The organism is uncultured Brevundimonas sp. (genome assembly GCF_963975535.1).
In the GTDB taxonomy this organism is placed as follows: Bacteria; Pseudomonadota; Alphaproteobacteria; order Caulobacterales; family Caulobacteraceae; genus Brevundimonas.
Genome location: NZ_CAXBHE010000003.1, coordinates 56,473 through 81,993, shown reverse-complemented (window position 1 = coordinate 81,993; position 25,521 = coordinate 56,473). Strand labels below are relative to the sequence as shown.

The following is a 25,521-nucleotide window of genomic DNA, read 5'->3' as shown; positions in this document are numbered from 1 at the left end:
GCAATAAAAATGCTGAAATTGAACTGCGATGCGCAAAATTGGCACATTTGTTGTCAGTTTGGATCTGGTCGCCTATGCTCTTTCCTTGCACTGCAGCAGGAATAGTGATCTTGGCCGACGCCAACCAGAAATTCGTCGTGGTTCCCCACGCCGGCCCGTCCAAGGTCCCGGCGGTGCAGCGCGTGGGCGATTTCGGCGAGATCTATACGGCGTATCAGGCGGCCGCGGCCCAGGGCCAGTCCAGCCGCTGCGCCCAGTGCGGCGTACCCTTCTGTCAGACCGGCTGCCCGCTGGAGAACAATATCCCCGACTGGCTGCGCCTCGCCGCCGAGGGGCGTGAGGAGGAGGCCTGGCGCCAGGCCGAGGCCACCAGCACCATGCCCGAGATCTGCGGTCGCATCTGTCCGCAGGACCGGCTGTGCGAGGGAGCCTGCACCCTGGAACAGGCCGGCTGGGAAACCGTCACCATCGGCTCGGTCGAGAAATACCTCGGCGACCTGGCGTTCGAGAGCGGCTGGGTCACGCCGGTGCGGCCGCTGGTCGAGCGTGGCCTGTCGGTCGGGATCGTCGGGGCCGGTCCGGCCGGTCTGGCCGCGGCCGACCGGCTGCGCAGCGCCGGCTATGGCGTCACCGTCTATGACCGGCACGACCGGGCCGGGGGTCTGCTGACCTACGGCATCCCGGGCTTCAAGCTGGAGAAGACGGTGGTGCAGCGGCGCATCGACCGGCTGGTCGAGGGCGGGGTCGCGTTCCGCCTCGGGGTCGCGATCGGTGTCGATGTGGCCTTCGCCGAACTGCGCGCCGACCACGATGCCGTGCTGATCGCCACCGGCGTCTACAAGGCCAAACGCCTGTCGGTTCCGGGTTGCGGGTCGGGCGGGGTGACCGCGGCGCTGGACTATCTGATCGCCTCGAACCGCAAGGGGCTGGGCGACGCCGTGCCGGCCTTTGATGACGGTCGGCTGAATGCCGCGGGCAGGCGGGTGGTGGTCATCGGTGGCGGCGATACCGCCATGGACTGTGTGCGCACCGCGGTGCGTCAGGGCGCGATCTCGGTCACCTGCCTGTACCGCCGCGATCGCGACAACATGCCGGGCAGCGCCCGCGAGGTGACCAATGCCGAGGAGGAGGGGGTGGCATTCGAATGGCTGGCCGCGCCGCGGGCCGTGCTCGGCGATGCCGGAGGCGTAACCGGGGTGCGGGCGACACGCATGGCCCTTGCCGTGCAGGGGGACGACGGCCGCTGGAGCGTCGAACCCGTGCCCGGCAGCGAATTCGATCTGCCGGCCGACATGGTCATCGAGGCCCTGGGCTTTGACGCCGAGGACATCCCCGCCGACTTCGCCGTCTCTGATCTCGCGGTGACCGACTGGGGTACCGTCTGGACCGCGGGTGCGACCGGGGCGACCACCCTGGAGGGTGTGTTCGCGGCGGGCGACATCGTGCGCGGCGCGTCGCTGGTGGTCTGGGCCGTCCGGGACGGACAGGACGCTGCGGCGGAAATCGACACATGGCTGACCAGCCGGGAGCAGGCTGCGGCATGACCTTCGATCCCCAACACTATCTGGCCGAGCGTCAACGATTGATCGATGCCCAGGCCTATGATCCGGCGTCCGAGCGCGACGCCTGCGGGGTCGGCCTGGTCGCCGCCATCGACGGGCAACCGCGTCGCGAGGTCGTCGAACTGGCGCTGAAAGCGCTGAAGGCGGTCTGGCATAGGGGCGCGGTCGACGCCGACGGCAAGTCGGGCGACGGGGCCGGGATCCTGATCGGCCTGCCGCGCGCCTTCTTCGAACAACAGGTGCGCGACGCGGGTCAGACTCCGCGACCCGGACCGCTTGTCGTCGGCATGGTCTTCCTGCCGCGCATCGACCTGGGAGCCCAGGAGCGGGCCCGCACCATCGTCGAGAGCGAGGTGCTGGCCGCCGGCTTCTATCTGTACGGCTGGCGTCAGGTGCCGCACCGGGCCGAGGTCCTGGGCGAACGCGCGGCCGCGACCCGACCCGAGATCGAACAGATCATGGTCAGTCCGCCCGAGGGGCTGGCCGGCGAGGCCCTGGAGCGCGCCCTCTACATCCTGCGGCGGCGCATCGAGAAACGCGCCCAGGCCCGCAACCTGCCGGACTTCTACATCTGCTCCCTGTCGGCCCGATCGGTCATCTACAAGGGGATGATGCTGGCCGAGGCGCTCGGCGATTTCTACGCCGACCTGACCGATTCCCGGGTCGAGGCCAATGTCGCCCTGTTCCACCAGCGCTATTCGACCAACACCTTCCCCGAATGGCGGCTGGCCCAGCCGTTCCGCATGCTGGCCCACAACGGCGAGATCAACACCCTGCGCGGTAACGTCAACTGGATGCGCAGCCACGAGATCGGCATGACGGCCGAGGCGTTCGGGGCCGACGACGCCACGGTCAAGCCGGTGATCCAGTCCAGCGGTTCGGACTCGGCCGCGCTGGACAATGTGTTCGAGGTGCTGGTGCGGGCGGGCCGGCCGGCCCCTATGGTCAAGGCCCTGCTGATGCCGGAGGCCCCGGTCGACGGAGTCATCTCCGACGATCATCGCGCCCTCTACGCCTACTGCAATGCCGTGATGGAGCCGTGGGACGGGCCGGCCGCCATCTGCGCCACCGACGGCCGCTGGGTCGTTGCCGGCAAGGATCGCAACGGTCTGCGGCCACTGCGGGCGGCGGAGACGACCGATGGCCTGCTGATCTGCGGCTCCGAGGTCGGCATGGCCGGCATCGACGATGAGCGCATCGCCCGGCGGCTCTACATCGGCCCCGGCCGGATGATCTCGATCGATCTCGAGGCAGGGCACCTCTATGACGAGGCCCAGACCATCGACCGGCTGGCGGCGGCCCTGCCGTATCGCGACTGGCTGTCGAACATGGTCCAGCTGGATCCGCTGGTCGGTCCCGGCGATGAGCCGCGTCGTCTGACCGGCGAGGCCCTGACCCGCTTCCAGGCCGCCGTCGGCTGGACCCAGGAAGACATCGACACCGTGCTGGACCCGATGGCCGGAACCGCCAAGGAGGCCGTCGCCTCGATGGGCGACGACACGCCCCCGGCCGTGCTGTCGACCCATGACCGGCCGTTCAGCCACTATTTCCGCCAGGCGTTCGCCCAGGTCACCAATCCGCCGATCGACCCGCTGCGCGAGACCGGGGCGATGAGCCTGCGCACCCGGTTCAAGAACCTCGGCAACATCCTGGCCCAGGACGAGACCCAGACCCGGGTCTTCGTGCTGGACAGTCCGGTCCTGACCACCGGCATGTACGAGCGGATGCTGGAGGTCGTCGGGGCCGGGGCGACCACCGAGATCGACTGCACCTTCGTCGCTCCGGCGGCGGATGTCGCTCCAGGCCAGACCCTGAGGGCGGCGTTGGACCGGATCCGCGATGAGGCGGTGGCCGCCGTCCGTGGCGGTTCGTCCCTGATCGTTCTGACCGATGTTGCGGCCGGACCCGGACGGCCGCTGATCCCGATGATCCTGGCCACCGCGGCAGTACATTCGCGGCTTGTCGACGAGGGCCTGCGCGCCGTCGCCTCGCTGGTGGTGCGTTCGGCCGAGGCCATCGACGCCCATGCCTTCGCCGTTCTGGTCGGTTGTGGAGCCACGGCCGTCAACGCCTGGCTGGCCCAGGAAAGCTTCCTCGAGCGTCTGGACGGTGGCCGCTATCCCGGCCTGTCGCTGCGCGCGGCCTGTCTGAACCACAAGGCGGCGACCGAGGCCGGGCTGATGAAGATCCTGGCCAAGAAGGGCATTTCGGTCATCTCCGCCTATCGCGGAGCCTGTGAGTTCGAGGCACTCGGCCTGTCGCGGGCCCTGGCCGCTGAATTCTTCCCCGGCATGACGTCGCGGATTTCCGGGGTCGGCCTGGCCGGGATCGAGGCCCAGGCCGTGCGCAAGACGGCCCGAGGCTTTGCCGCCCCGGCCCCGCGCCTGCGCATCGGGGGGGCGCACCGTATCCGCGCCGGCGAGGAGACGCACGGCTGGGATGCCGAACAAATTCACCGGTTGCAGGACGCCACCACGCGCGGCGACTACAAACGCTACAAGGCCTACAGCCGCCGCACGCGGGAGATCCCCTCGACCGCCCTGCGCGACCTGCTGGACTTCCGCGAGGCCACCCCGATCCCGATGGAGGCGGTCGAGAGCGTCAATGAGCTGCGCAAACGCTTTCTGACGCCGGGCATGTCGCTGGGGGCCCTGTCCCCCGAGGCGCACGAGACCCTCAACATCGCCATGAACCGGATCGGCGCGCGCTCGGTCTCCGGCGAGGGCGGCGAGGATCCCGAACGCTACAAGGCCCGCCCGAACGGCGACAATCCCAACAGCGCGATCAAACAGATCGCCTCAGGCCGGTTCGGCGTTACCGCCGAATATCTGAACCAGTGCCGCGAGATCGAGATCAAGGTGGCCCAGGGGGCCAAGCCGGGTGAGGGCGGTCAGCTGCCGGCCTTCAAGGTCACCGAATTCATCGCCCGGATGCGCCATTCGACGCCCGGCGTGGCCCTGATTTCGCCGCCGCCGCACCATGACGTCTATTCGATCGAGGACCTGGCCCAGCTGATCTACGATCTGAAGCAGATCAACCCAGACGCCCGGGTGACGGTCAAGCTGGTGTCCTCGTCCGGCATCGGGGCGGTGGCCGCGGGCGTGGCCAAGGCCAAGGCCGACGTCATCCTGATCTCCGGCCACAACGGCGGCACCGGGGCCTCGGCCCTGGGCTCGATCAAACACGCGGGCATGCCGTGGGAAACCGGCCTGTCCGAGGCGCACCAGGTGCTCAGCCTGAACGGCTTGCGCGGCCATGTGCGGCTGCGCACGGACGGCGGCATCCGCACCGGCCGCGACGTGGTCATCGGGGCCCTGCTCGGGGCCGAGGAGTTCGGCATCGGCACCGCCAGCCTCGTCGCCGTCGGCTGTCTGATGGTGCGTCAGTGCCATTCCAACACCTGCCCGGTCGGGGTCTGCGTCCAGGACGAACGGCTGCGTGCCCTGTTCACCGGCACGGCCGAGAAGGTCGTAAATCTGTTCAGCTTCATCGCCGAGGAGACGCGCGAAATCCTGGCCTCCCTCGGCCTGCGATCTCTGGACGAGGCCGTCGGCCGCACCGACCTGCTGCGTCAGGTGTCGCGCGGCGGGGCCCATCTCGACGATCTCGACCTCAATCCCCTGCTGGTCCGGGTCGGCGAGGCCGGCAACGGCCGTCCGGCCGAGGCCCCGCGCAACGCCGTCGCGGACTCGCTCGACGCCCGCATCGCCCTGGACGCCGCCCCCTTCCTCGAGCGGCGCGAGAAGATGCAGCTGACCTACGCGGTGCGGAACACCCAGCGGGCCATCGGCACGCGCATGTCGTCCCACATCGTGCGGCGCTTCGGCGACAGCCTGCCCGAGGATCTGCTGACCCTGAACCTGCGCGGCGCGGCGGGCCAGTCTCTGGCCGCCTGGGGCATGAGGGGGCTGCGCATCGAGCTGGACGGCGAGGCCAATGACTATGTCGGCAAGGGGCTGTCCGGGGCCACCATCGTCGTGCGCCCGCCGGCCTGGGTCGAGGGCGAGGCCCTGATCGGCAACACCTGCCTGTATGGCGGCACCACGGGCCGCCTGTTCGCCGCCGGGGCGGCGGGGGAACGCTTCGCTGTGCGCAACTCGGGCGTCACTGCCGTGGTCGAGGGCTGCGGCGCGCACGGCTGCGAATACATGACCGGCGGCACGGTGGCGGTGCTGGGCGCGATCGGCTGGAATTTCGGGGCCGGGATGTCGGGCGGCGAAGCCTTCGTCCTGCACGCCGACACGTCAATCGACGCCCGCCTGAACGGTGACTCGGTCGAGGCCGGCCCGGTCGTCGGTGCCGCGGCCGTCCGCCTGCGGGCCCTGGTCGAGGCCCATGCGGCGGCGACCGGCTCCCCCCTGGCCCGGCGTCTGCTCGAAACCTGGTCCCACGCCCTGTTACAGTTCTCGCGCATCGCCCCCCGCCAGGCCGAGGCCTTGGTCGTGCAGAAGCGTGCCTGATCCGGTTGCCGGATCCACGCGCTGCGCGGATTCAACCAAAATGACAAACGCCTGTAAGCTGGGGCAGGGAGCGTCGCGCCGGGGACGACCCGGATGCAGACACGGAGCAGTGAGGCAGGCGCAATGTCGTACGGGTCTGGAACCACGGATCGGCTGACAGGGGCCCCGGCCCGGGGCATGGGACAGGACTTGCGGGACGATCGTCCGACGCCGCTGACCCCGCGCCAGGAGGAGTGCCTGCGCCTGTCGGCCAATATGACCGACAAGGAAATGGCCCGGGCGCTCGGCATTTCGCCCAAGACCGTCAGCTTGCACATCTCGGAAGCGATGCGCCGTCTGGGCGTCAGTTCGCGGCGCGCGGCGCGGCTCAGACTAGGGGAAAAACCCCTATGGGTATCGACCCCGATGGCGAGCCCGGCGACGTCCGGTTCAGCTGAGCCCGTCGGTGCTGGAGGTGTTCCGGATCACCCTCCGGGCCTCTACCGGCCGCCCCCGTCGGGCGGAGTGAACACGTCGGCCATCATCGGGGCCTTCGCGGTTCTGGGGGCCCTGGTGATCCTGATCTTCCTCCTGCTGTTTGGCTACCGCCTGCTGTAGGCGACCGCGCAACCGACCTGTGATCGGCCGGACTCGTCCGGCGCTGGAGGCGGGACTCATGGATCAGGATCAGTTCGGACGTGATCTGGCCGAGCGGCTTCGCACGGCGGAACAGGCGGTGGACGTGGCGGTGGCGGCCGTGTGCGACCTGGGCGCGGACATGGCGCGGGGCCGCATCAGGCACGGTATCAGCGCCGTTGTCGGCCAGGAAGCGCTGGGCGACGTCATGGCCGCGCTGCCGCTGATCGCGCGGTCCCGGGACCGGCTGGTGCGCGCCCACCGGCGACTGGCCCGTGACGCGCGGGCGATGCGTATAGACTGGGCCAGTCGCTGCGGCGGGCCCGAGACCAAGCCCCCGCCCGACGACGGTGACGTGCCATTGCTGCCGCAACGGCTCCACCGGGTCGCTTGACGGGTGTGCCCCATGCGCCGACCACAGGCCCATGCTTCTAGACATTCTGCCCCTGGTGGAGACCCCGGCCCAGGCGATCTACTGGGCAGTGACCTTTGTGATCTGCGGCCTGGCCTGGTGGCGGGGGGACCGGCCCGAACGCACGGGCGTCCTGCTGGTCCTCGCCAATTTTGTGGCCAGCGGTCTGGTCGACCAGTATTTCTGGGGCCGGGTGACCGGGGGGGTGATGATTGCCGACGGACTTCTGTTCGCCGCCTTCTATGGTCTGGCCTTGCGCTGCCCCCGCTGGTGGGTTCGCGGCGCGGCGGCCTTCGCCCTGCTGGGCTTCCTGTCGCATTTCGCCGCCATGCTCGATGCCTCGATCCTGTGGCGGGCCTATGTGACGCTGCGCTGGCTGATCAGCGCCGGTATCCTTCTGGCCCTGGTCGCCGGTGCAGTCGAGGCTCCCCTGGCCCGTCGCTACGAGAGCGGGCAGCCCCGCGCACTCGCCTGAGTTCCGGTCCTCGCGACCCTGCAATCCTTCAACCCGGACCGGTCCCTGATCGGTCGTGCGCGGAGCGCTCCCATGTCCTCGATGAGTTTTGAATCCGCCACGCGCCTGTGGCTGGATCTGGCCGACTCTGAGACCGGCGATGACGCCTATGATCGCGCGGAGCGGCTGATCCTCGCGCATCGTCCGCGCAGCGACCACGAGGCCGTGCTCATCGCCGAGGTCCTGGCCGAGAGCATCGCGGGCGGGGAGCGATCCGACGGTCGCGACGTCCTCGCCGCGCGCAATCTTCAGCTCTGGATCGGACGCAGTCTGACGGACGAGAGGCTGCCGATCGCCGCCCGTACCCTGGCCCGGGTCGCCGCCCGGGTGGCCGCCTGAGCCCGCGGGATATCCGCGCTGATCGTGAAAATCGTGACGGGTGAAATTTGCCGATTTGGTCGTGGGTTTGGTTGGGATCGGCATAAATCATCCAAAACGCATTGTGCGGCGCATCAATATCTGTTTAGGTGGGTCACTACTCAGGAGCCGTCACTTGACCGACGTTGTTCGCATCGCTGACCGCAGGACCGCCCCCGGGGCGATCGCCCTGCCGCGCGTGGACATCGCGGTTCTGTCTCTGAACACCATTACTCTCGGGCTTATTCTCGTACTGCTCTCCGGAGCGGTGTGGCTGAACGCGACCTGAGACCCAGACCCTAACTGGATCGCTCGCAGCCCCCGCTTCCAACTGGAAGCGGGGTTTTTTGTGCGTGCGGTCCGGATTTATCCGGAACCGAACCGACCCATGACGCAAGATTTCACCCCGACAAGTGCCGCGCCCGAGTGGCGCAGCCATGCCGTCACGCGCGGGCCCGGCCGGGCCGCTGCGCGCAGCTATCTGCGGGCCGCGGGCATGGCCGACGCCGACTTTGACAAGCCGATGATCGGCATCGTCAACACCTGGTCGACGGTCACCCCCTGCAACATGCATCTGGACCGGCTGGCCGCAGATGTACGCGCCGGCATCATCACCGCCGGCGGCTGGCCGGTCGACTTCAACACCATCGTCGTCACCGACGGCATCTCGATGGGTACCAAGGGAATGAAAGCCTCGCTGATCAGTCGCGAGGTCATTGCCGACTCGATCGAGCTGGCGATCGAGGGCCACCAGCTGGACGGCGTCATCTGTATCGTCGGCTGCGACAAGACCATCCCGGCCGCGGCCATGGCCCTGGCCCGGATGGATATCCCCGGCCTGGTCTACTACGGCGGCACCATCCTGCCGGGCCGGATCGGCGAGCGCGAATTCTCGATCCAGGAGGTGTTCGAGGCCATAGGGGCTCATGCCGCCGGAGCCCTGGACGACGCGGGTCTGAAGGCCGTCGAGACCGCCGCCTGCCCCGGAGCCGGAGCGTGTGGTGGCCAGTTCACCGCCAACACCATGGCCATGGCCCTGTCGGTCATGGGTCTGTCGCCGATGGGGGCCAACGACGTCCCCGCCGTCGATCCGGGCAAGGCGGCCGAGGGCGAGCGCTGTGGCCGACTGGTGGTCGAGCGGGTCTTCGCCGGTGACCATGCGCGCAAATACATCACCCGCCGATCGCTGCAGAACGCCGCCGCCGCCGTTTCGGCCAGCGGCGGGTCGACCAATGCCGTCCTGCACCTGACCGCCATCGCGGCCGAGGCGGGGGTCGAGTTCGGGGTCGAGGACTGCAACACGGCGTGTGAGGCGACCCCGGTCATCTGCGACCTGAAGCCGGGGGGGCGGTTCCTGGCCAGCCACCTGTATGCCGCCGGCGGCACCCGACTGGTGACGCAGCGGCTGGCCGCGGCCGGCAGGCTGCACAACGCCCCGACCGTCAGCGGCCGAAGCCTGTTCGCCGAGGCCGCCGAGGCCGAGGAGACGCCGCAGCAGCAGGTGGTCGCCACGGTCGAAACCCCGGTCAGTCCGCGCGGTTCCTATGCCGTCATCTATGGCGATCTGGCTCCCGACGGCGCGGTCATCAAGCTGACCGGACATGCCGTCGATCGTTTCGAGGGTCCCGCCTGCGTGTTCGAATCCGAGGAGGACGCCTTCCAGGCCGTCCAGGACGGGGCGGTCGGCGAGGGCGACGTCATCGTCATCCGCTACGAGGGCCCGCGTGGCGGTCCCGGCATGCGCGAGATGCTGCAGGTCACCGCTGCCCTGAAGGGGCGCGGCATTAACAACGTCGCCCTGATCACCGACGGCCGGTTCTCCGGAGCCAGCTACGGCTTCGTCGCCGGCCATGTGTCGCCCGAGGCCGCCGTCGGCGGCCCCATCGCCCTGGTGCGCGATGGCGACCGGATCACGATCGACGTCACCAACCGCCGGATCGACGTCAGCGCCGATCTGGCGGTTCGCCGGGCGGGCTTCGTCCCCAACCGTGCCCGCCCGGCACGCGGCGTCTTCGCCAAATACGCCGCCTCGGTCGCCTCGGCCGCCCAGGGGGCCGTCACCATTCCCAATCCACCGCCGGCCCAGACCCGGGACACCCCGATGCCGGTCGACACAAAAGCCCATGAGGACGCCTGAGATGCAGATCTACACGAACGCCGACATCCGCCCCGGAGCCATCGCCGGCCAGCGAATCGCCGTCATCGGCTACGGCTCCCAGGGCCGGGCCCATGCCCGGAACCTGCAGGACAGCGGCCACGATGTGATCGCCGGTGTCCGGCATGGCGGCAAGGGCTGGACGAACGCCACCGCCGACGGCATCGCCACGGCCGAGCCGGCCGAGGCGGTCAGGGGGGCGGACATCATCGCCATCCTGACGCCCGACATGGCCCAGGCCGACATCTATCGCGACATCATCGCCCCCAATGCCAGGCCGGGTTCGGCCATCCTGTTCGCCCACGGATTCTCGATCCTGTACGACCGCGTCACCCCGCGCGAGGACATGGACGTCATCCTGGTCGCCCCCAAGGGGCCAGGCGATCTGGTGCGGCGCGAGTTCGCCCGCGGTCGTGGGGTCCCCGCCCTGTTCGCCGTCGGTCAGGACGCCACCGGCAAGGCCCGCGACCGGGCCATGGGCTATGCGAAAGGCATCGGCGGCGCGACCGGCGGCCTGCTGGAAACCAGCTTCAGGGAAGAGACCGAAACCGACCTGTTCGGCGAACAGGCTGTGCTGTGCGGCGGGGCCAAGGAGCTGGTCATGGGCGGTTTCACCACCCTGGTCGAGGCCGGCTACCAGCCCGAGATCGCCTATTTCGAATGCCTGCACGAGCTGAAGCTGATCGTCGACCTGTTCTACGAGGGCGGCATCACCAGGATGAACGCATTCATCTCCGAGACCGCCAAATGGGGTTCGGTCGCCTCGGGTCCGCGCGTGATCAACGATGAGACCCGCGCCCGGATGAGGGAGGTCCTGGGCGAGATCCAGTCGGGCCAGTTCGCCCGCGAATGGATCGCCGAGAACGCGGCCGGCAAGGGCCGGTATGACGCCCTGGTCAAGGCCGACAGCGACCATCCCATCGAGATCGTCGGCGCCGGCCTGCGTGAGCGCATGGCCTGGCTGCACGCCCCCGAGACCGCTGAAGCGGCCTGACCAGAGAGTTGACCGGACCAAGATGATGAGCGCCGCCGCGCCCGCCCTGCACGCCGCACCGACCCCCGCTCCCCGTAGCGGGGCGCAGCTGCTCGTCTCCACCCTGGAGCGGCTGGGGGTCGAGGTGGTGTTCGGCTATCCGGGCGGGGCCATCATGCCGGTCTACGATGCCCTGACCGGCTCGTCGCTGAAGCATATTCTGGTGCGCCACGAACAGGGTGCCGCCTTCGCCGCCGACGCCTGGGCCCGGGTCACCGGAAAGCCCGGAGTCTGTCTGGCGACCTCGGGGCCGGGGGCCACAAACCTGGTCACCGGCATCGCCAACGCCATGATGGATTCCGTGCCGCTGGTCTGTATCACCGGCAATGTCTCGACCGCGGTGATGGGCACGGATGCCTTCCAGGAAATCGACATCCTGGGAGTCACCCTGCCGATCGTGAAGCACAGCTGGGTCGTCCGCGATCCGGCCGACATTCCGGCCATTATCGAGGAGGCTTTCCATGTCGCCCGCTCGGGTCGTCCCGGACCGGTGCTGGTCGACCTGCCCAAGGACATCCAGGTCGGCCTGACCGCTGATAATTCTGGATTCAACACCCCGAACGCGGTGACGCCGCTGGATCACGGGGCCATCGCCGAGGCCGAGGCCCTGATCCGCGCTGCCGAGCGACCGCTGATCTATATCGGTGGCGGGGTGAAGATCGCCGGGGCGGTCGAGGCCCTGCGCGACCTGGCCGATCACACCGGCATCCCTTCGGTCTCGACCCTGAACGCCCTGGGGTCACTGCGTACCGACGCGCCCGGATTTCTGGGCATGCTGGGCATGCACGGGACCCGCGCCGCCAATGAGGCGGTTCAGGACAGCGACCTGCTGATCGTGCTGGGCGCACGCTTCGACGACCGGGCCACCGGCAAGCTGACCGAATTCGCCCCCCACGCCCGGGTCGTCCATTTCGACATCGACCCGGCCGAGATCGGCAAGTTGCGTCCGGTGCATGTCGCCGTCGTCGGCCCGATGCGCGAGGGCATCGCGACCGTGGCCGCGCGCATGGCCACGGCCCCGCTGGCGATCGACCCGTGGGTGATCCGCTGCGCCTCGAATGCCCGCCGCCACGCCTTCCGCTATGACGCGCCGGGCGAGGGGGTTTATGCGCCCGCCCTGCTGAACGAACTGTCGCGGGCCGCCGGGGATGACTTCATCGCCGCCTGCGACGTCGGCCAGCACCAGATGTGGGTGGCCCAGCACTGCGCCTTCTCGCGACCCCAGGCCCATCTGAGTTCGGGCGGCCTGGGGGCGATGGGTTACGGCCTGCCCGCCGGACTGGGGGCCAAGATGGCCAACCCTTCGGCCCACGTCGTCACCGTCTCCGGCGACGGCAGCTTCATGATGAACATCCAGGAGCTGGCGACCCTGCGCCGCTACGATATCGCCCTGAAGATCGTCCTGCTGGACAACAGCTCCCTGGGTCTGGTGCGCCAGTGGCAGGAGCTGTTCTTCAACCAGAACTATTCCGAGGTCGACCTGTCCGACAATCCGGACTTCGTCGCCGTGGCCCAGGCCTTCGGCATCGAGGCCTTCCGGATTGACCGGCGCGCGGATGTCTCTGCCGGAATCCAGCGCCTGCTGGCCGCGCCGGGTCCCTGCCTCGCCCACGTCCTGATCGACCCGAAAGCCAATGTCTGGCCGCTCGTGCCGCCGGGCCGGAACAACGCCGAGATGATGCACGGCACGATGAATTTTGAAGGTGAAATCTGATGACCGACATCCTGCATATCCAGATCGACCACGCCGAGGGATCGCTGCAGCGTCTGATCGGTCTCATCGAGCGTCGCGGCTTCCATATCGACGGCATGACCCTGGCGGGCGAGGGGGCGATGCGCCACCTGCAGCTGCAGGTCCGGGGCCGGGACTCCGGCCGTTGCGTCGAGATCCTGGGCCGACAGATCGACCGGATGATCGGGGCGACCCGGATCGCCTCGTCCGGCACGGTTCAAACCTTTCAGACCGGGGTGGCGGCATGACCGACGCGCCTGAACCCGCCGTAGCCGGCCCCCCCACCGATCGCGTCATCGTCTTCGACACCACCATGCGCGACGGCGAACAGGCCCCGGGCTTCTCCATGTCGGCCGACGACAAGGTGCGGCTGGGCCATGTGCTGGCGGCCCTGAAGGTCGATGTGGTCGAGGCCGGTTTCGCGGCCGCCTCGCCCGGCGACGAGGAGGCGGTGCGCCGCGTCGTCGGCGAGGTCGAGGGGCCGGTCTTCTGCTCGCTGGCCCGGTCGTCCGAGTTTGACATCGACGCGGCGTGGCGGGCCCTGCGCGATGCACCCAGGAGTCGTTGCCATGTCTTTCTGGGCACCAGCCCGATCCACCGCTCGGCCAAATTGCGCATGAGCACCGACGAGGTTCTGACCGCGGTGGTCCGGGCGGTCGCCTATGCCCGCAGCCGTTTCGACGACGTCGAATTCTCGGCCGAGGACGCCTTCCGCACGGAACCCGCCTTCCTGGCCGAGGTGCTGGCCGCTGCGGCCGAGGCCGGTGCCGGGACCCTGAACGTGCCCGACACCGTCGGCTATGCCACGCCGGGCGAGGTCACCGTCCGCTTCCGCGACCTGATCGCGGCCCTGCGGCCGCGCTTTCCGCACGTGGTCTTTTCGGCCCACTGCCATGACGATCTGGGCCTGGCCGTGGCCAATACCCTGTCGGCGATCGAGGCCGGCGCGCGTCAGTTCGAGGGGGCGATCAACGGTATCGGCGAACGCGCCGGCAATGCCTCGGTCGAGGAGGTGGTCATGGCCCTGCGCACCCGCGCCGACCATTTCGGCGTCACCACCGGCGTCGACGCCACCCAGCTGGTCCGCACCAGCCGCCTGCTGAGCGAGGTCACCCACACGCCGGTGGTCCGCAACAAGGCGATCGTCGGCATCAACGCCTTCGCCCATGAGGCGGGTATCCACCAGCACGGCATGCTGGCCGACGCCCGCACCTATGAAATCATGCGGCCCGAGGACGTTGGATTCGAGGGCAGCTTCTTCGTGCTGGGCAAGCATTCCGGCCGCCATGCCCTGGCCAAACGCGCCGAGGTGCTGGGCCATCCTCTGGTGGGCCCGCATCTGGCCGGGGCCTTCGCCGCCTTCAAGCAGCGCGCCGACCAGATCGGCGAGATCAATGACGCGGAACTGATCGCCATCTGCCGCGCCACCCGGGTGGAGGACTGCAGTCATGCGGCGGCCTGAAACCCTGTTCGACAAGGTCTGGAACCGCCACGTCGTCGTGGCCGAGACCGATGACACGCCCGGCGTCATGTATGTCGATCTGCATCTGGTGCACGAGGTCACCAGCCCCCAGGCCTTCAGCGACATCGAGGCGCGTGGCCTGACCGTGCGCCGTCCCGACCGGACCTTTGCCACTCTCGACCATTCGACCCCCACCCTGCCGGCCGGGGCCGACGGGACCCGGCCCTACGTCACGCCCGAGGCCGAGGCCCAGGTCCGCCGGCTGGAACAGAACTGCGCCCGCCACGGCATCGTCCTGGCCGGCTGGGACAGTGAGGATCGCGGCGTGGTCCATGTTATGGGTCCCGAATTGGGCCTGACCCGGCCGGGCATGACTGTGGTCTGTGGCGACAGCCACACGGCCACTCACGGGGCCTTCGGGGCCCTGGCCTTCGGCATCGGCACCTCCGAGGTCGGCCATGTGCTGGCCACCCAATGCCTGATGCAGCGCAAGCCCAAAGCCCTGCGCGTCACTGTCGACGGCAGGCTGCAGCCCGGCGTCTCGGGCAAGGATGTGGCCCTGGCCGTCATCGCCGCCCTGGGCTTCGGCGGCGGCACCGGCTTCGTCATCGAATACGCCGGCGAGGCGGTGCGCGGCCTCGACATGGAGGGGCGGATGACCCTGTGCAACATGTCGATCGAGGCCGGGGCCCGGGCCGGCATGATCGCCCCCGACGCCACGACCATCGCCTGGCTGCGCGGCCGACGTCACGTGCCCGCGGGTGCCGCCCTTGATGCCGCGGCGGCCGACTGGCTGAGTCTGGCCGGCGACCCCGGCGCGCTGTTCGACAGGGAGATCCGGCTGGACGGCGCGGCCATCACGCCGATGGCCACCTGGGGCACCACCCCCGACGCCGGGTCGCCGATCGGATCGCCCGTGCCGCAACCGGGATCGGACAGCGACCGCAAGGCCCTGGCCTATATGGGCTTCACCGCCGGCGAGACGACCACGACCCGGCCGGTCGACGTCGTCTTCATCGGCAGCTGCACCAACGGCCGTCTGCCGGATCTGCGTGCCGCCGCCGAGGTGCTGCGCGGTCGCCGGGTCAAATCGGGCGTGCGCATGCTGGTGGTGCCCGGCTCCGAGGCCGTGCGCCGTGACGCCGAGGCCGAGGGGCTGGACCGGGTCTTCATCGAAGCCGGGGCTGAATGGCGCATCCCGGGCTGTTCGATGTGTATCGCCATGAACGGCGACGTCGTCGGTCCGGGCCAGCTGGCCGTCTCGACCTCCAATCGCAATTTCGAGGGCCGTCAGGGCAAGGGGGCGCGCACCATTCTCGCCAGCCCGGCGACCGCCGCGGCCAGCGCCGTCGCCGGGGTCCTGACGGACCCGCGCGTCTATCTGCAGGCGCGCGCCGCGCGCGCGCCGTCGGGAGCCGAACATGTCTGATCCGTTCAAGGTCCTGACCTCGCGCACCCTGGTGCTGAGCCAGACCAATATCGACACCGACCAGATCATCCCCGCGCGTTTCCTGACCACCACCTCGCGCGAGGGTCTGGGCGTCCACGCCTTTCATGACTGGCGCTATGAGACCGACGGTACGCCCCGGCCCGAGGCGGTGCTGAACCGCATCGTCCCGAGCGAACAACGCATCCTCGTCGCCGGGGCCAATTTCGGCTGCGGCTCCTCGCGCGAGCACGCGCCCTGGGCCCTGCTGGACTACGGTTTCCGCGCGGTGATCTCGACCGGGATCGCCGACATCTTCACCTCCAACGCCCTGAAGAACGGCCTGCTGCCGGTCGTGGTCGATGCCGCCACCTGGGACGATCTGGTCGCCAATCCGGACCAGCCGGTGACCCTCGATCTCGAGGCCGGCGAACTGCGGCGCGGCAACCACGCGGCCGTGCCCTTCACCGTCGAACCCTTCGCCCGCCACTGCCTGCTGGACGGCGTCGACCCCCTCGGCTGGCTGCAGAAGCACCTGGCCGCCATCGAAGCCTTTGAACATCAGTCCGCATCGGAACCCGTCACATGATCACTCCCCGCACCTTCAACGTCGTCGTCCTGCCCGGCGACGGCGTCGGTCCCGAGGTCACCGCCGCAGCCGTCGAGGTCCTGACCGTGATCGGCGACTTCTACGGTCACACCTTCGCCTTCACCGAACACCTGATCGGCGGGGCGGCCATCGACGCCACCGGCGATCCGCTGCCCGAGGCGACCCGCGCCGCCTGTATCGCCGCCGACGCCGTGCTGCTGGGGGCCGTCGGCGGCCCGCGGTGGGACGGCGGCCAGCGCCGGCCGGAGGAGGGGCTGCTGGGGCTGCGCAAGGCCATGGGCCTGTACGCCAACCTGCGCCCGCTGCAGGTCTCGCCGGTCATGGCCCATCGCTCGCCCCTGAAGCGCGAAATCGTCGAGGGTGTCGACCTGATCGTGTTCCGCGAACTGACCGGCGGCATCTATTTCGGCGACAAGACCCGCACCGACACCATGGCCTCGGATCTGTGCATCTACAGCGTCGACGAGATCGAGCGCGTCGCCCGGGCCGCCTTCCAAACGGCGCTGCAGCGGCGCGGCAAGGTCACGTCGGTCGACAAGGCCAATGTGATGGAGACCGGCCGCCTGTGGCGCGAGGTGGTGACCCGCATCCATGCCGCGGAATTCTCCCAGGTCTCGCTGGAGCACGCCCTGGTCGACTCCATGGCCATGCATCTGATCCGCAAGCCGCGCGACTATGACGTCATCCTGACCGAGAACATGTTCGGCGACATATTGTCGGACGAGATTTCGGTGCTGGGCGGATCGATCGGCCTGCTGCCGTCGGCCTCGCTGGGTGCCGGTGGTCCCGGTCTGTTTGAACCGATCCACGGCTCGGCCCCCGACATCGCCGGTCAGGATCTGGCCAACCCCGTCGGCATGGTTCTGTCGGCGGCCCTGCTGCTGCGCCACAGCCTGAAGCTGGAGGACGAGGCCGACTCGATCGAGGCGGCTGTGGCCGCGGTCCTTGCCGCCGGCGCGACCACGGCTGACCTGGGCGGTGAACTGGGCACCCGGGCCGCGGCGCGGGCCATCATCGACGCGATCAAGGCCATCCACTGGGCCGCGGCGCATCGTGTGCAGATGCACTGGGCCTAGGGATATCCGACCGGTGAAGAGCACCAGGGTGACAAAAATGACCGCTTGGGGTGCCCCCGTGACCCTGTCCGGGCGCTATTCGTGCGCGCGGCCCTTGACGCGCCGCACGCCCCGGGCCCACCGTGGCGGTCCCATTCCGCTATCGGACCGCCGCCCCGTGCCCCTCGCCCTGCTCACCCGCCGCGCCGCCACCGTCCGTTCGGGCGCGTGCGGCTGCGTGTCCGGCAGCGACCTCGGCATGACCCCCTCCATGATCACCATGACCACGCCACGGGCGGGGACAGGCTAGCGCGCATTCACTTCAAGCCGCTGAGACCCAACCCCGCCCGGATCCCCGGGCGGGGTTTTTTCTTGTCCCGGCTCCCTGCCTCCCCGATCGACCGGACCCCTGACATGCCCCACCTCGCCGTCCTTGCCCGCCCCGAACCCGTCGCCCTTGCGCCCGAACCCTGTCCCGCCGCGGAGCGTGTGGTGGTGCTGAAATTCGGCAGTTCGGTGCTGCGCGACCCGACCCGGGCTCCGGCTGTGGCGTCGGAAATCTATCGCCATGTCCGCGCCGGTCGCCGGGTGGTGGCCGTGGTCTCGGCCTTCGCCGGCCAGACCGACCGGCTGCTGGCCGAGGCGCGGGCGCTGGGCCTCGATCACGACAACGGCCTGCTGCCCGCCTATGTCGCCCAAGGCGAGGAGGCGGCCGCCGCCTTCACCGCCATCGCCTGTGACCGGATCGGCGTCGACGCCGTGTCCCTGTCGGTGCGCGAACTGGGCATCCGCGCCTCGGGGCCCAGCCAGCACGCCCATCCAGAACGCCTCGACACCGCCGCCCTGTTGCGCGCGCTTGCTACCCATCAGGCGGTGATCGTGCCCGGCTTCGGGGCCCTGCTCGACAATGGCCGCACGGCCCTGCTCGGGCGCGGTGGTTCCGACCTGACGGCCCTGTTTGTCGCCGCGGAACTGGGGCTGGACCACGTTCGCCTGATCAAGGATGTCGACGGACTCTACGACCGCGACCCGTCCGGCGCGGCCGGGGAACCGCTGCGATACAGCCAGGCCTCCTGGGCGGTGGCGCGCGCGGTCGGTGGGGTGCTGGTCCAGCGCGACGCGATCGACATGGGCGAGGAACGCGGGGTCGAGATCGAGATCGCCGGCCTCGGCGGCGTACGTCCGACGCGGATCGGGGCCCGCTGCGAAGCCCCGGTCCCGGCCACGGCCCTGCCGCCCATCCGCGTCGCCGTCGCCGGCTGTGGTGTGGTGGGGGCCGGTGTTCTGAGCCGTCTGCTGCCCGACCCGCGTTTCGAGATCACCGGTGTGCTGGTTCGGGACCCGGCCCGGGTGCGCGATGTGCCCGGCGTCGACTTCGCCGCCATCGCCGATCGCTTCACCGCCGACCCGGCGGTTCTGCTCGCGGCTCGCCCGGACATGCTGCTGGAAATCCTGTCCGAGGCCGACGCCGGTCATGCCCTGATCCGGGCGGCGCTGGAGCGCGGCGTCGACGTGGTCAGCGCCAACAAACAGGCGATCAGCCAGGACCCTGCCGGGCTCAAGGCGCTGGCTGCGGCCCATGGCGCGCGGCTCTGCTATTCGGCCGCCGTCGGCGGCGGCGCGCCGATGATCGAGACCCTGCAGCAGGCGCTGGCGGCGGGGCCGGTCGTGGGCTTCGAGGCGGTCCTCAACGGCACCGTCAACTTCATGCTGGAACGGCTCGACGGCGGAGCCTCGTTCGATGAGGCTCTGACGGAAGCCCGCGTGGCCGGGTTCGCCGAGGAAGACCCGTCGTCGGACGTGGAGGGTCATGATGCCGCGGCCAAGATCCGGTTGCTGGCCTTCGAGGCCTTCGGCTCCGCGCCCGACGAGGCCGCCATCCCGCGCGCCGCCCTGTCGGCCGACCGGCGACCAGCCGTCGGTGTGCGCCAGATCGGGAGCTGCCGCCAGGTCGTCGGGGGATTGGAGGCCCAGGTTCGGCTTGACGCCGACAGGTCCGATCCGCTCTTCCTGTCCCTGCGCGGGGAGGGCAATGCCTTGAAGGTCTATGGTGAGGACGGAACGGTCTGGACGTGTCGCGGACGCGGCGCAGGCCGCTGGGCCACGAGCGAGAGCGTGCTGGCCGACGTCGCCGACCTCGTGCGCGCCCGCGCCCGCCTGATCGGTATCTGACGCATGGCGGTGTTCACGCCGGTCTCTGAAGCCGAGGCCGGGACCTATCTCGGGGCCTACGACCTGGGCCGACTTGAGGCGCTGACCCCGATCGCCGAGGGGGTCGAGAACACCAACTATCGGCTGCAGACCACGTCGGGCCGCTTCGTCCTGACCCTGTTCGAACACCGGACCCGGGCCGACGCCCTGCCGTTCTGTCTCGGCCTGACCGAGCACCTGGCGGATCGTGGCTATCCGGCCCCCCGGCCGATGCCGGACCGGGCGGGCCACTGGACCGGTCGACTGAACGGACGACTCGCGTCAATCATTGAGTGGCGCGAGGGCGACTGGCTCAGAACCCCTGGTCTCGACGATCAGCACACGGCCGGACAGGCCCTGGCGCAGCTGCACATGGCGGCGACGGATTTCGACGGACAGCGTGCCAATCCCGTGGGTCCGGCAGCCTGGCGCGCGCTGGCCGACCGCTGCGCCACGGTGGCCGGGGGCGAGGACCGGCGCATGCTCCAACGGCTCGAGCGGGAACTGGCCGGCACGATCGAGCAATCACTTAGAAAGTTGCCGCAGGGCCCTGTTCATGCTGACTATTTCCCGGACAATGTCCTGTTTCTGAACGGTGCGGTCAGTGGCGTCATCGACTTCTATTTCGCCTGTGTCGACACGCTGGCCTATGACCTGGCCATAGCCCTCAACGCCTGGGCGTTTGACGCGACGGGCGGGGCCAACCCGCCTGCCATCGCCGCCTTCCTGGCCGGCTATGAATCCGTCCGCCCGCTCAGCCCGGCCGAGCGCGCGGCCTTGCCGGACCTGGGTGCGCGGGCGGTGGTGCGCTTCACCCTGACCCGGCTGCATGACCGCTTGCTGGCCGCCCCGGACGCCCTGGTCACGGCCAAGGACCCGGCCCCCTTCCTGCGTCGACTCGACTACTGGCGTGCGGTCGTTGCCTGACGGATTGCCGTCCCTCAGTCACGCCGCGTGTAATAGGCGTCGACCGTACAACGCCATGTCCGCAACTGGGCACCGGACCTGTCCCGGTCCCGGCGGCAATCGCAGGATCCGAAGCGCTGCACCGAGCGGTCAGCGTTGCGAAGTTGCCGACGGGCCTCGTTCTTGGCTCTCATGCAGGCTTCGTTGGCGGAGTCGCCCCTCGCGCTGAAGTCGAGGGACTGGGCGCTCGCGCTCCCGGCGGACAGCGCCAGCAGAGAGGCACAGACAGCGGCGGCGGCAAGGGTTGTACGGCTCATGGCGTCTCCTTCTATGTCACGGCGTTCGCGGGCTTAATAATTGGCCGCGCCGGCCTGGGTGCAGACTCGGGCGCGCTGCCGGTCGCTGACCTGGGCGACATTGAAGAACTGGCCGCGCGACTGCAGCCGGTTCAACTGGTCGACGCGGTTGCCGACCACGTTCAGGATCTGGGACATGTCGCGGACGATCCGGGTGTTTCGGCACTGGGTGTCGTCCGGGACATTGAGATTGAATTCGCACACCACCCACTGGGCCAGCTCGCCGCATTCGGCGCTGTCGCCGGCGGCGCAGACCTCATCCATTTCCAGCGCCAGTTCGGCGGTATCGCTCATCCGGCGGGTCAGTTCGCTGCAGGACACCTGGGTCACGGCCGGAGCCGACACGAGGACCGGCGGTGGTGCGCTGGTCCAGCCGGACAGGCCCAGCAGGGCGGCGGCCACCGTCGTGAGGGCGAGCGTTCGGGACAGGGTTATCATGAGCATGGGCTCCTGCGGGGGGCTGCCGAAGCCCGGATGTCCGTCAGCCTAGCGACGCCCCTTCGGGGCAAAAGCTGTCAAAATTCACAGGATGACCCCGTCGCCCGCGCCTTCCAGGATCGGCAACAGTCGGTCAGCGTCGGGAATGACCGACGGGCCTGATCGCGTGCCCGGCACCGAAAAGGAGCGACCCATGCCACGTCCCGTTCTTCTCATCGTCGCAGCTACGCTCGCGGCAGGGCTGGCTCCCGCTGCGGCCTCGGCCCAGTCCGGCTGGACCTTTCTGCAATGCCGGACCAGCTTTTATGCGGGACCGCCGACCGCCACGTCGCGACCCGGCCAGCCGACGCGGCAGGAGACCGCGACCATCCGCGTGCGCACCAGCCCGGCCGGATGGCAGCGGCTCAATGGCGCGACCCCGCCGCAGTGGGACACGGATATCTGCACCCTGATCGATTTCAACACCTGCACCGCCTCGGGCGACGAGGTGAGGCTGGTCGGGCGGCGCGGCTATACCAACACCATAAACCTGCGCACGCTGCGCCAGACCTATTCGCGTCTGGACAGCAATGCGCGAACCTGGGGTGAAGGCTCCTGCCAACGTATCGCGGACCCCACCGGCGGGCGGTGAGGCATGCGCCCGGGCCTTGTCGCGCTGGCCGCCGTTCTGATCGGGTTGTCCGGCGGGTCAGCCCTCGCCCAGTCGGAGGATCCCCTCCTAAGCGGTGTTGAGGCCGCCCGGCGCGGTGACTTCACCACCGCCTATGGCCTCTGGGCGCCGCTGGCCCGTACCGGTAACGCCGAGGCCGCCCACTTCCTGTCGATGCTCTATGCCACCGGGCAGGGCGTCGCGCGGGACGATGCCGAAGCTGTGCGCTGGGTCCGGATCGCCGCCGAGGCGGGTCATGTGGAGGCCCAGCGCAAGCTGGGCCAATTCTATCATCTGGGCCGGGGCGTCGATCCGGATGAGGCCGAAGCCACGCGCTGGATGCGGAGGGCCGCGGAAGCCGGGCACCCGGAAGCGGCCGGTCATCTGGGGATGCAGTATTACCTGGGGCGAGGCGTTGCCCGCGATCCGGACGCGGCAAGGCACTGGTTCCGGGTCGCCGCGCGGCGCGGCGTCGCTGAGGGCATGCACAATCTCGGCGTTGTCTACGGCAACGGGGACGGGGTGGCTCCGGATCTCACACGCAGCCATATGTGGTTCAGCCTGGCGGCCTCGGCGGGTCACGAAGGTGCGGCCGGATCCGCAGCCGGGCTGGTGCAGGATATGAACCCCGAACAGATCACGCGGGCCACCGAAATGGCCGACCGCTGCCGCGCCTCCGATTATCAGGACTGCGACTGACCATTGGTTCGGGGTGGGGACCCCGCGGACGGGTTGGACGGGCCGGAGATCATCGGGTCAGTCCAGCGCCGCCCGCACCGCCGCCAGCGTGGGTTCGACCGCCCGACAGTATTCAGGTCGCCCCTCCAGCCCCTCCAGCACCGACGGCCGCCGCGGTTCGAAACCAAGGGCCCCGGATACCACGTCGGGGAATTTGGCCGGATGCGCGGTCGACAGGGCCACGACCGGGCCTGCGGACAGGTCCTGTCGTCGTGCCGCCGCCAGGGCCACCGCCGTGTGTGGGCAGATGATCTGGCCGTATGCCGACCAGGCGTGGGCGATCTCGGTCCGGGTCTCGGCCTCGCTGACGGTTTCAGCCGAAACCTCGGCCCGCAGCCGGGACAGCAGGTCATCGTCAAGGGTCACCGTGCCGTCACGGGCGAAGGTCTCGAACACGGTGCGGGTGCGGTCCGGGTCACGGTCCGTGGCCTCGAACACCAGACGTTCGAAATTGGACGGGGCCTGGACGTCCATGCTGACGCTGTGGGTCTCGATCGTGGTGCGGCGGCTGTAGACGCCCTCGGCCAGCACCCGGGCCAGGGCGTCATTGCTGTTCACCGCCGCCACCAGGCCGCCGACGTTCGCCCCCATGCGGCGCGCGGCCCAGCCGGCGAAGGCATCGCCGAAATTGCCGGTCGGCACGACGAAGCGCGGGGCTGCTCCGGCCAGGGCCGCCCCGGCCGTCACATAGTAGGGGATCTGTCCGGCCAGACGGGCCCAGTTGATCGAATTGACCGAGCTCAGCGGCCCCAGCGCCCGCAGCGATTCGTCGGCCAGCAGACCCTTCACCAGTCGCTGGCAGTCGTCGAAATCGCCGCGTACCGCCAGGTTGGTGACGTTGTCGGCCGCGACCGTGGTCATCTGTAGCCGCTGCACCGGCGAGACCCGACCTTCGGGATGCAGCACGATCAGACGGATGCGGTCGGCCCCGGCAAAGGCGCGCACGGCGGCGGCTCCGGTGTCGCCACTGGTGGCCGTGACCAGGGTCAGCCGGTCGCCGGTCCCGGCCAGGGCGGCGTCCATCAGCGATGCCGCCAGCTGCATGGCCAGGTCCTTGAAGGCCGCGGTCGGTCCGTGGAACAGCTCCAGCAGCCACAGGCCGGCGTCCAGCTGGACCAGCGGTGTCACGGCCTGATGGCGGAACCGGTCGACCAGCCGCGCCACCGCCGCATCGAGGGTGCCGGCGGGCAGGGACGTTCCGGCAAAGGTGGTCAGGACCGACCGGGCAACGCTCGCATACGGGACCCCCGAACGGGCCAGTTCAGGGTCGGCCGCGGGCCAGGTTTCGGGCAGATACAGGCCACCGTCCGGCGCAAGGCCGGACAGCATCGCCTGGGCGAAATCGACGGTGGGCGCCTGGCCCCGGGTGCTGATGTATTTCATGGCGGGAGGGAGCCAGCCTAGGGCACACGACCGGCCGCCGTCCAACGCGAATCGCGCCAGCCTGCGTTAGACCTTGGCCGTGGGCAGGAACGCAGGCTATGCCTGCCTGCCGGCCTCGATCCCGTCCGCAGGATTTCCCATGATCAGTGCCCTGTCTCCCTTCGACGCCGCCGCGATATTGATCGTGCTCTCGGCCATTCTGGGCTGGCTCAATAACCGCTATCTGAAGCTGCCCACGACCGTGGCCCTGACCGTGATGGGGGCCCTGGCCTCGATCGCCGTCATCGCCATCGACTTCGTCCTGCCCCAGAGCCGGCTGTCGGAATCGGTCAGTGAATTCCTCGGCGACATTGATTTCCACGAAACCCTGATGAACGGCATGCTGTCGTTCCTGCTGTTCGCCGGGGCCATGCATGTCGACATCGCCCAGCTGAAGCGTGGTGGCTGGCAGATCGGCATCCTCAGCACCTTCGGGATCGTCGTGTCGACCCTGCTGGTCGGGGCCGGTTTTGCCGTCCTGACCCGGTTGGTGGGGATCGACGTCCCCCTGGCCTGGTGTTTCGTCTTCGGGGCCCTGATCAGCCCGACCGATCCGGTCGCGGTCATGGCGGTGCTGAAGACAACCAAGGTGACGCCGCGACTGCAGGCGACCGTGGCGGGCGAGAGTCTGTTCAATGACGGGGTCGGGGTGGTGGTGTTCTCGATCCTGCTGGCCTCGGCTGTCAGCGGCGACGCCTTCTCGCTGGTCCATGCCGGTGAGTTGTTCCTGGTCGAGGCCCTTGGCGGGGCCGCCCTCGGCCTGGCGGTGGGCTGGATCGCCTATCGGGCGATGAAGGCGATCGACGACTATTCGGTCGAGGTGCTGATCACCCTTGCCGTGGTCATGGGCGGCTACTCCCTCGCCCATGCCCTGCATCTCAGTGGCCCGGTGGCCATGGCCGTGGCCGGCCTGGTCATCGGCAACCACGGTGTCAGCTATGCGATGAGCGACATCACCCGCGACTATCTGATGAAATTCTGGGTGCTGGTCGACGAGGTGCTCAACGCCGTCCTGTTCCTGCTGATCGGGCTTGAGGCCGTGGTCCTGGCCGAGCGCCTCGGCCTTCTGGGCGTCGGGTTGCTGACGATTCCGCTGGTGCTGCTGGCGCGCTCCCTGACGGTTGGGGTGCCGCTGCTGTTCTGGCGCAACCTGCTGCCGTTCAAACAGGCCTTCCCGGTCATGGTCTGGGGCGGGCTTCGCGGCGGTATCTCCATCGCCCTGGCCCTGTCCCTGCCCCCGGGCCCGATGAAGGACGTACTGGTGGCCGCGACCTATATGGTGGTCCTGTTCTCGGTCGTCGTTCAGGGCGGCAGTATCGGCCCCGCATTGAAGCGCTGGGGCAAGACGGCCTGATCCACCGCTCGCGTCACCGGGGAAGCCGGTCGACAATACGCCGTTCGCCGGGCCAGATGGTGTGCTGTCGGGGGT

23 protein-coding genes are annotated in these 25,521 nt (G+C 69.3%); 20 read left to right on the top strand and 3 right to left on the bottom strand.

Annotation, left to right across the window (positions count from 1 at the left end):
* Positions 1-110: 110 nt before the first annotated feature.
* From AACZ75_RS04630 to AACZ75_RS04550, 17 genes are all read left to right on the top strand, one after another.
* Complete coding sequence (locus AACZ75_RS04630) at positions 111-1,544, top strand: NAD(P)-dependent oxidoreductase (protein ID WP_339871539.1); 1,434 nt, start codon at positions 111-113, stop codon at positions 1,542-1,544.
* On the top strand, positions 1,541-6,022 hold the full coding sequence (gene gltB, locus AACZ75_RS04625) for a glutamate synthase large subunit (RefSeq protein WP_339871876.1): 4,482 nt from the start codon (positions 1,541-1,543) through the stop codon (positions 6,020-6,022). Before AACZ75_RS04630 ends, gltB begins: the two co-directional genes overlap by 4 nt.
* A gap of 189 nt (positions 6,023-6,211) precedes the next feature.
* Complete coding sequence (locus AACZ75_RS04620; RefSeq protein WP_339871538.1) at positions 6,212-6,619, top strand: helix-turn-helix transcriptional regulator; 408 nt, start codon at positions 6,212-6,214, stop codon at positions 6,617-6,619.
* A 58-nt stretch (positions 6,620-6,677) separates the two neighbouring features.
* On the top strand, positions 6,678-7,031 hold the full coding sequence (locus tag AACZ75_RS04615) for a hypothetical protein (protein ID WP_339871537.1): 354 nt from the start codon (positions 6,678-6,680) through the stop codon (positions 7,029-7,031).
* A gap of 31 nt (positions 7,032-7,062) precedes the next feature.
* Complete coding sequence (locus AACZ75_RS04610; RefSeq protein ID WP_339871536.1) at positions 7,063-7,524, top strand: hypothetical protein; 462 nt, start codon at positions 7,063-7,065, stop codon at positions 7,522-7,524.
* Positions 7,525-7,596: 72 nt separating this feature from the next.
* Positions 7,597-7,902, top strand: a complete 306-nt coding sequence (locus AACZ75_RS04605; RefSeq protein ID WP_339871534.1) for a hypothetical protein — start codon at positions 7,597-7,599, stop codon at positions 7,900-7,902.
* Between the two features lie 154 nt (positions 7,903-8,056).
* Complete coding sequence (locus AACZ75_RS04600) at positions 8,057-8,209, top strand: hypothetical protein (protein ID WP_339871533.1); 153 nt, start codon at positions 8,057-8,059, stop codon at positions 8,207-8,209.
* Positions 8,210-8,308: 99 nt separating this feature from the next.
* Complete coding sequence (locus tag AACZ75_RS04595) at positions 8,309-10,057, top strand: dihydroxy-acid dehydratase (RefSeq protein ID WP_339871532.1); 1,749 nt, start codon at positions 8,309-8,311, stop codon at positions 10,055-10,057.
* Position 10,058: 1 nt separating this feature from the next.
* Entirely contained in the window at positions 10,059-11,069 is a 1,011-nt protein-coding gene (gene ilvC / locus AACZ75_RS04590) for a ketol-acid reductoisomerase (protein WP_339871531.1), read from the top strand.
* 25 nt (positions 11,070-11,094) lie between these two features.
* The gene (ilvG, locus tag AACZ75_RS04585) at positions 11,095-12,822 is read left to right on the top strand and encodes an acetolactate synthase 2 catalytic subunit (RefSeq protein ID WP_339871530.1); all 1,728 of its coding nucleotides are present in this window, start codon (positions 11,095-11,097) and stop codon (positions 12,820-12,822) included.
* The gene (locus AACZ75_RS04580) at positions 12,822-13,088 is read left to right on the top strand and encodes an ACT domain-containing protein (protein WP_339871529.1); all 267 of its coding nucleotides are present in this window, start codon (positions 12,822-12,824) and stop codon (positions 13,086-13,088) included. The genes ilvG and AACZ75_RS04580 overlap by 1 nt, the downstream gene beginning before the upstream one ends.
* On the top strand, positions 13,085-14,302 hold the full coding sequence (locus AACZ75_RS04575) for a 2-isopropylmalate synthase (protein ID WP_339871528.1): 1,218 nt from the start codon (positions 13,085-13,087) through the stop codon (positions 14,300-14,302). The genes AACZ75_RS04580 and AACZ75_RS04575 overlap by 4 nt, the downstream gene beginning before the upstream one ends.
* A complete protein-coding gene (gene leuC / locus AACZ75_RS04570; protein WP_339871527.1) occupies positions 14,289-15,731 on the top strand; it encodes a 3-isopropylmalate dehydratase large subunit in 1,443 nt (480 codons plus the stop codon). Before AACZ75_RS04575 ends, leuC begins: the two co-directional genes overlap by 14 nt.
* On the top strand, positions 15,724-16,317 hold the full coding sequence (gene leuD / locus AACZ75_RS04565; RefSeq protein ID WP_339871525.1) for a 3-isopropylmalate dehydratase small subunit: 594 nt from the start codon (positions 15,724-15,726) through the stop codon (positions 16,315-16,317). Before leuC ends, leuD begins: the two co-directional genes overlap by 8 nt.
* Complete coding sequence (gene leuB / locus AACZ75_RS04560; RefSeq protein WP_339871524.1) at positions 16,314-17,414, top strand: 3-isopropylmalate dehydrogenase; 1,101 nt, start codon at positions 16,314-16,316, stop codon at positions 17,412-17,414. The genes leuD and leuB overlap by 4 nt, the downstream gene beginning before the upstream one ends.
* A gap of 393 nt (positions 17,415-17,807) precedes the next feature.
* A complete protein-coding gene (locus AACZ75_RS04555; protein WP_339871523.1) occupies positions 17,808-19,565 on the top strand; it encodes a homoserine dehydrogenase in 1,758 nt (585 codons plus the stop codon).
* A gap of 3 nt (positions 19,566-19,568) precedes the next feature.
* A complete protein-coding gene (locus AACZ75_RS04550) occupies positions 19,569-20,510 on the top strand; it encodes a homoserine kinase (protein ID WP_339871522.1) in 942 nt (313 codons plus the stop codon).
* A 14-nt stretch (positions 20,511-20,524) separates the two neighbouring features.
* On the opposite strand, the gene AACZ75_RS04545 is transcribed toward AACZ75_RS04550, so the two are convergent.
* Both AACZ75_RS04545 and AACZ75_RS04540 read right to left on the bottom strand, forming a co-directional pair.
* The gene (locus AACZ75_RS04545; RefSeq protein WP_339871521.1) at positions 20,525-20,806 is read right to left on the bottom strand and encodes a hypothetical protein; all 282 of its coding nucleotides are present in this window, start codon (positions 20,804-20,806) and stop codon (positions 20,525-20,527) included.
* A 33-nt stretch (positions 20,807-20,839) separates the two neighbouring features.
* Positions 20,840-21,289, bottom strand: coding sequence for a hypothetical protein (locus AACZ75_RS04540; protein WP_339871520.1), 450 nt, complete (start codon positions 21,287-21,289; stop codon positions 20,840-20,842).
* Positions 21,290-21,476: 187 nt separating this feature from the next.
* Between AACZ75_RS04540 and AACZ75_RS04535 the strand changes: the two genes are divergently transcribed.
* Both AACZ75_RS04535 and AACZ75_RS04530 read left to right on the top strand, forming a co-directional pair.
* Positions 21,477-21,914: a hypothetical protein gene (locus tag AACZ75_RS04535; RefSeq protein ID WP_339871519.1), complete on the top strand. Its 438-nt coding sequence runs from the start codon at positions 21,477-21,479 to the stop codon at positions 21,912-21,914.
* A gap of 3 nt (positions 21,915-21,917) precedes the next feature.
* Positions 21,918-22,631: a tetratricopeptide repeat protein gene (locus tag AACZ75_RS04530; protein ID WP_339871518.1), complete on the top strand. Its 714-nt coding sequence runs from the start codon at positions 21,918-21,920 to the stop codon at positions 22,629-22,631.
* A gap of 57 nt (positions 22,632-22,688) precedes the next feature.
* Here AACZ75_RS04530 and thrC read toward each other — a convergent pair whose 3' ends face one another.
* Positions 22,689-24,053, bottom strand: coding sequence for a threonine synthase (thrC, locus tag AACZ75_RS04525; protein ID WP_339871517.1), 1,365 nt, complete (start codon positions 24,051-24,053; stop codon positions 22,689-22,691).
* A 139-nt stretch (positions 24,054-24,192) separates the two neighbouring features.
* On the opposite strand from thrC, the gene AACZ75_RS04520 reads away from it, so the two are divergent.
* Entirely contained in the window at positions 24,193-25,446 is a 1,254-nt protein-coding gene (locus AACZ75_RS04520) for a sodium:proton antiporter (RefSeq protein WP_339871516.1), read from the top strand.
* Positions 25,447-25,521: the final 75 nt, after the last annotated feature.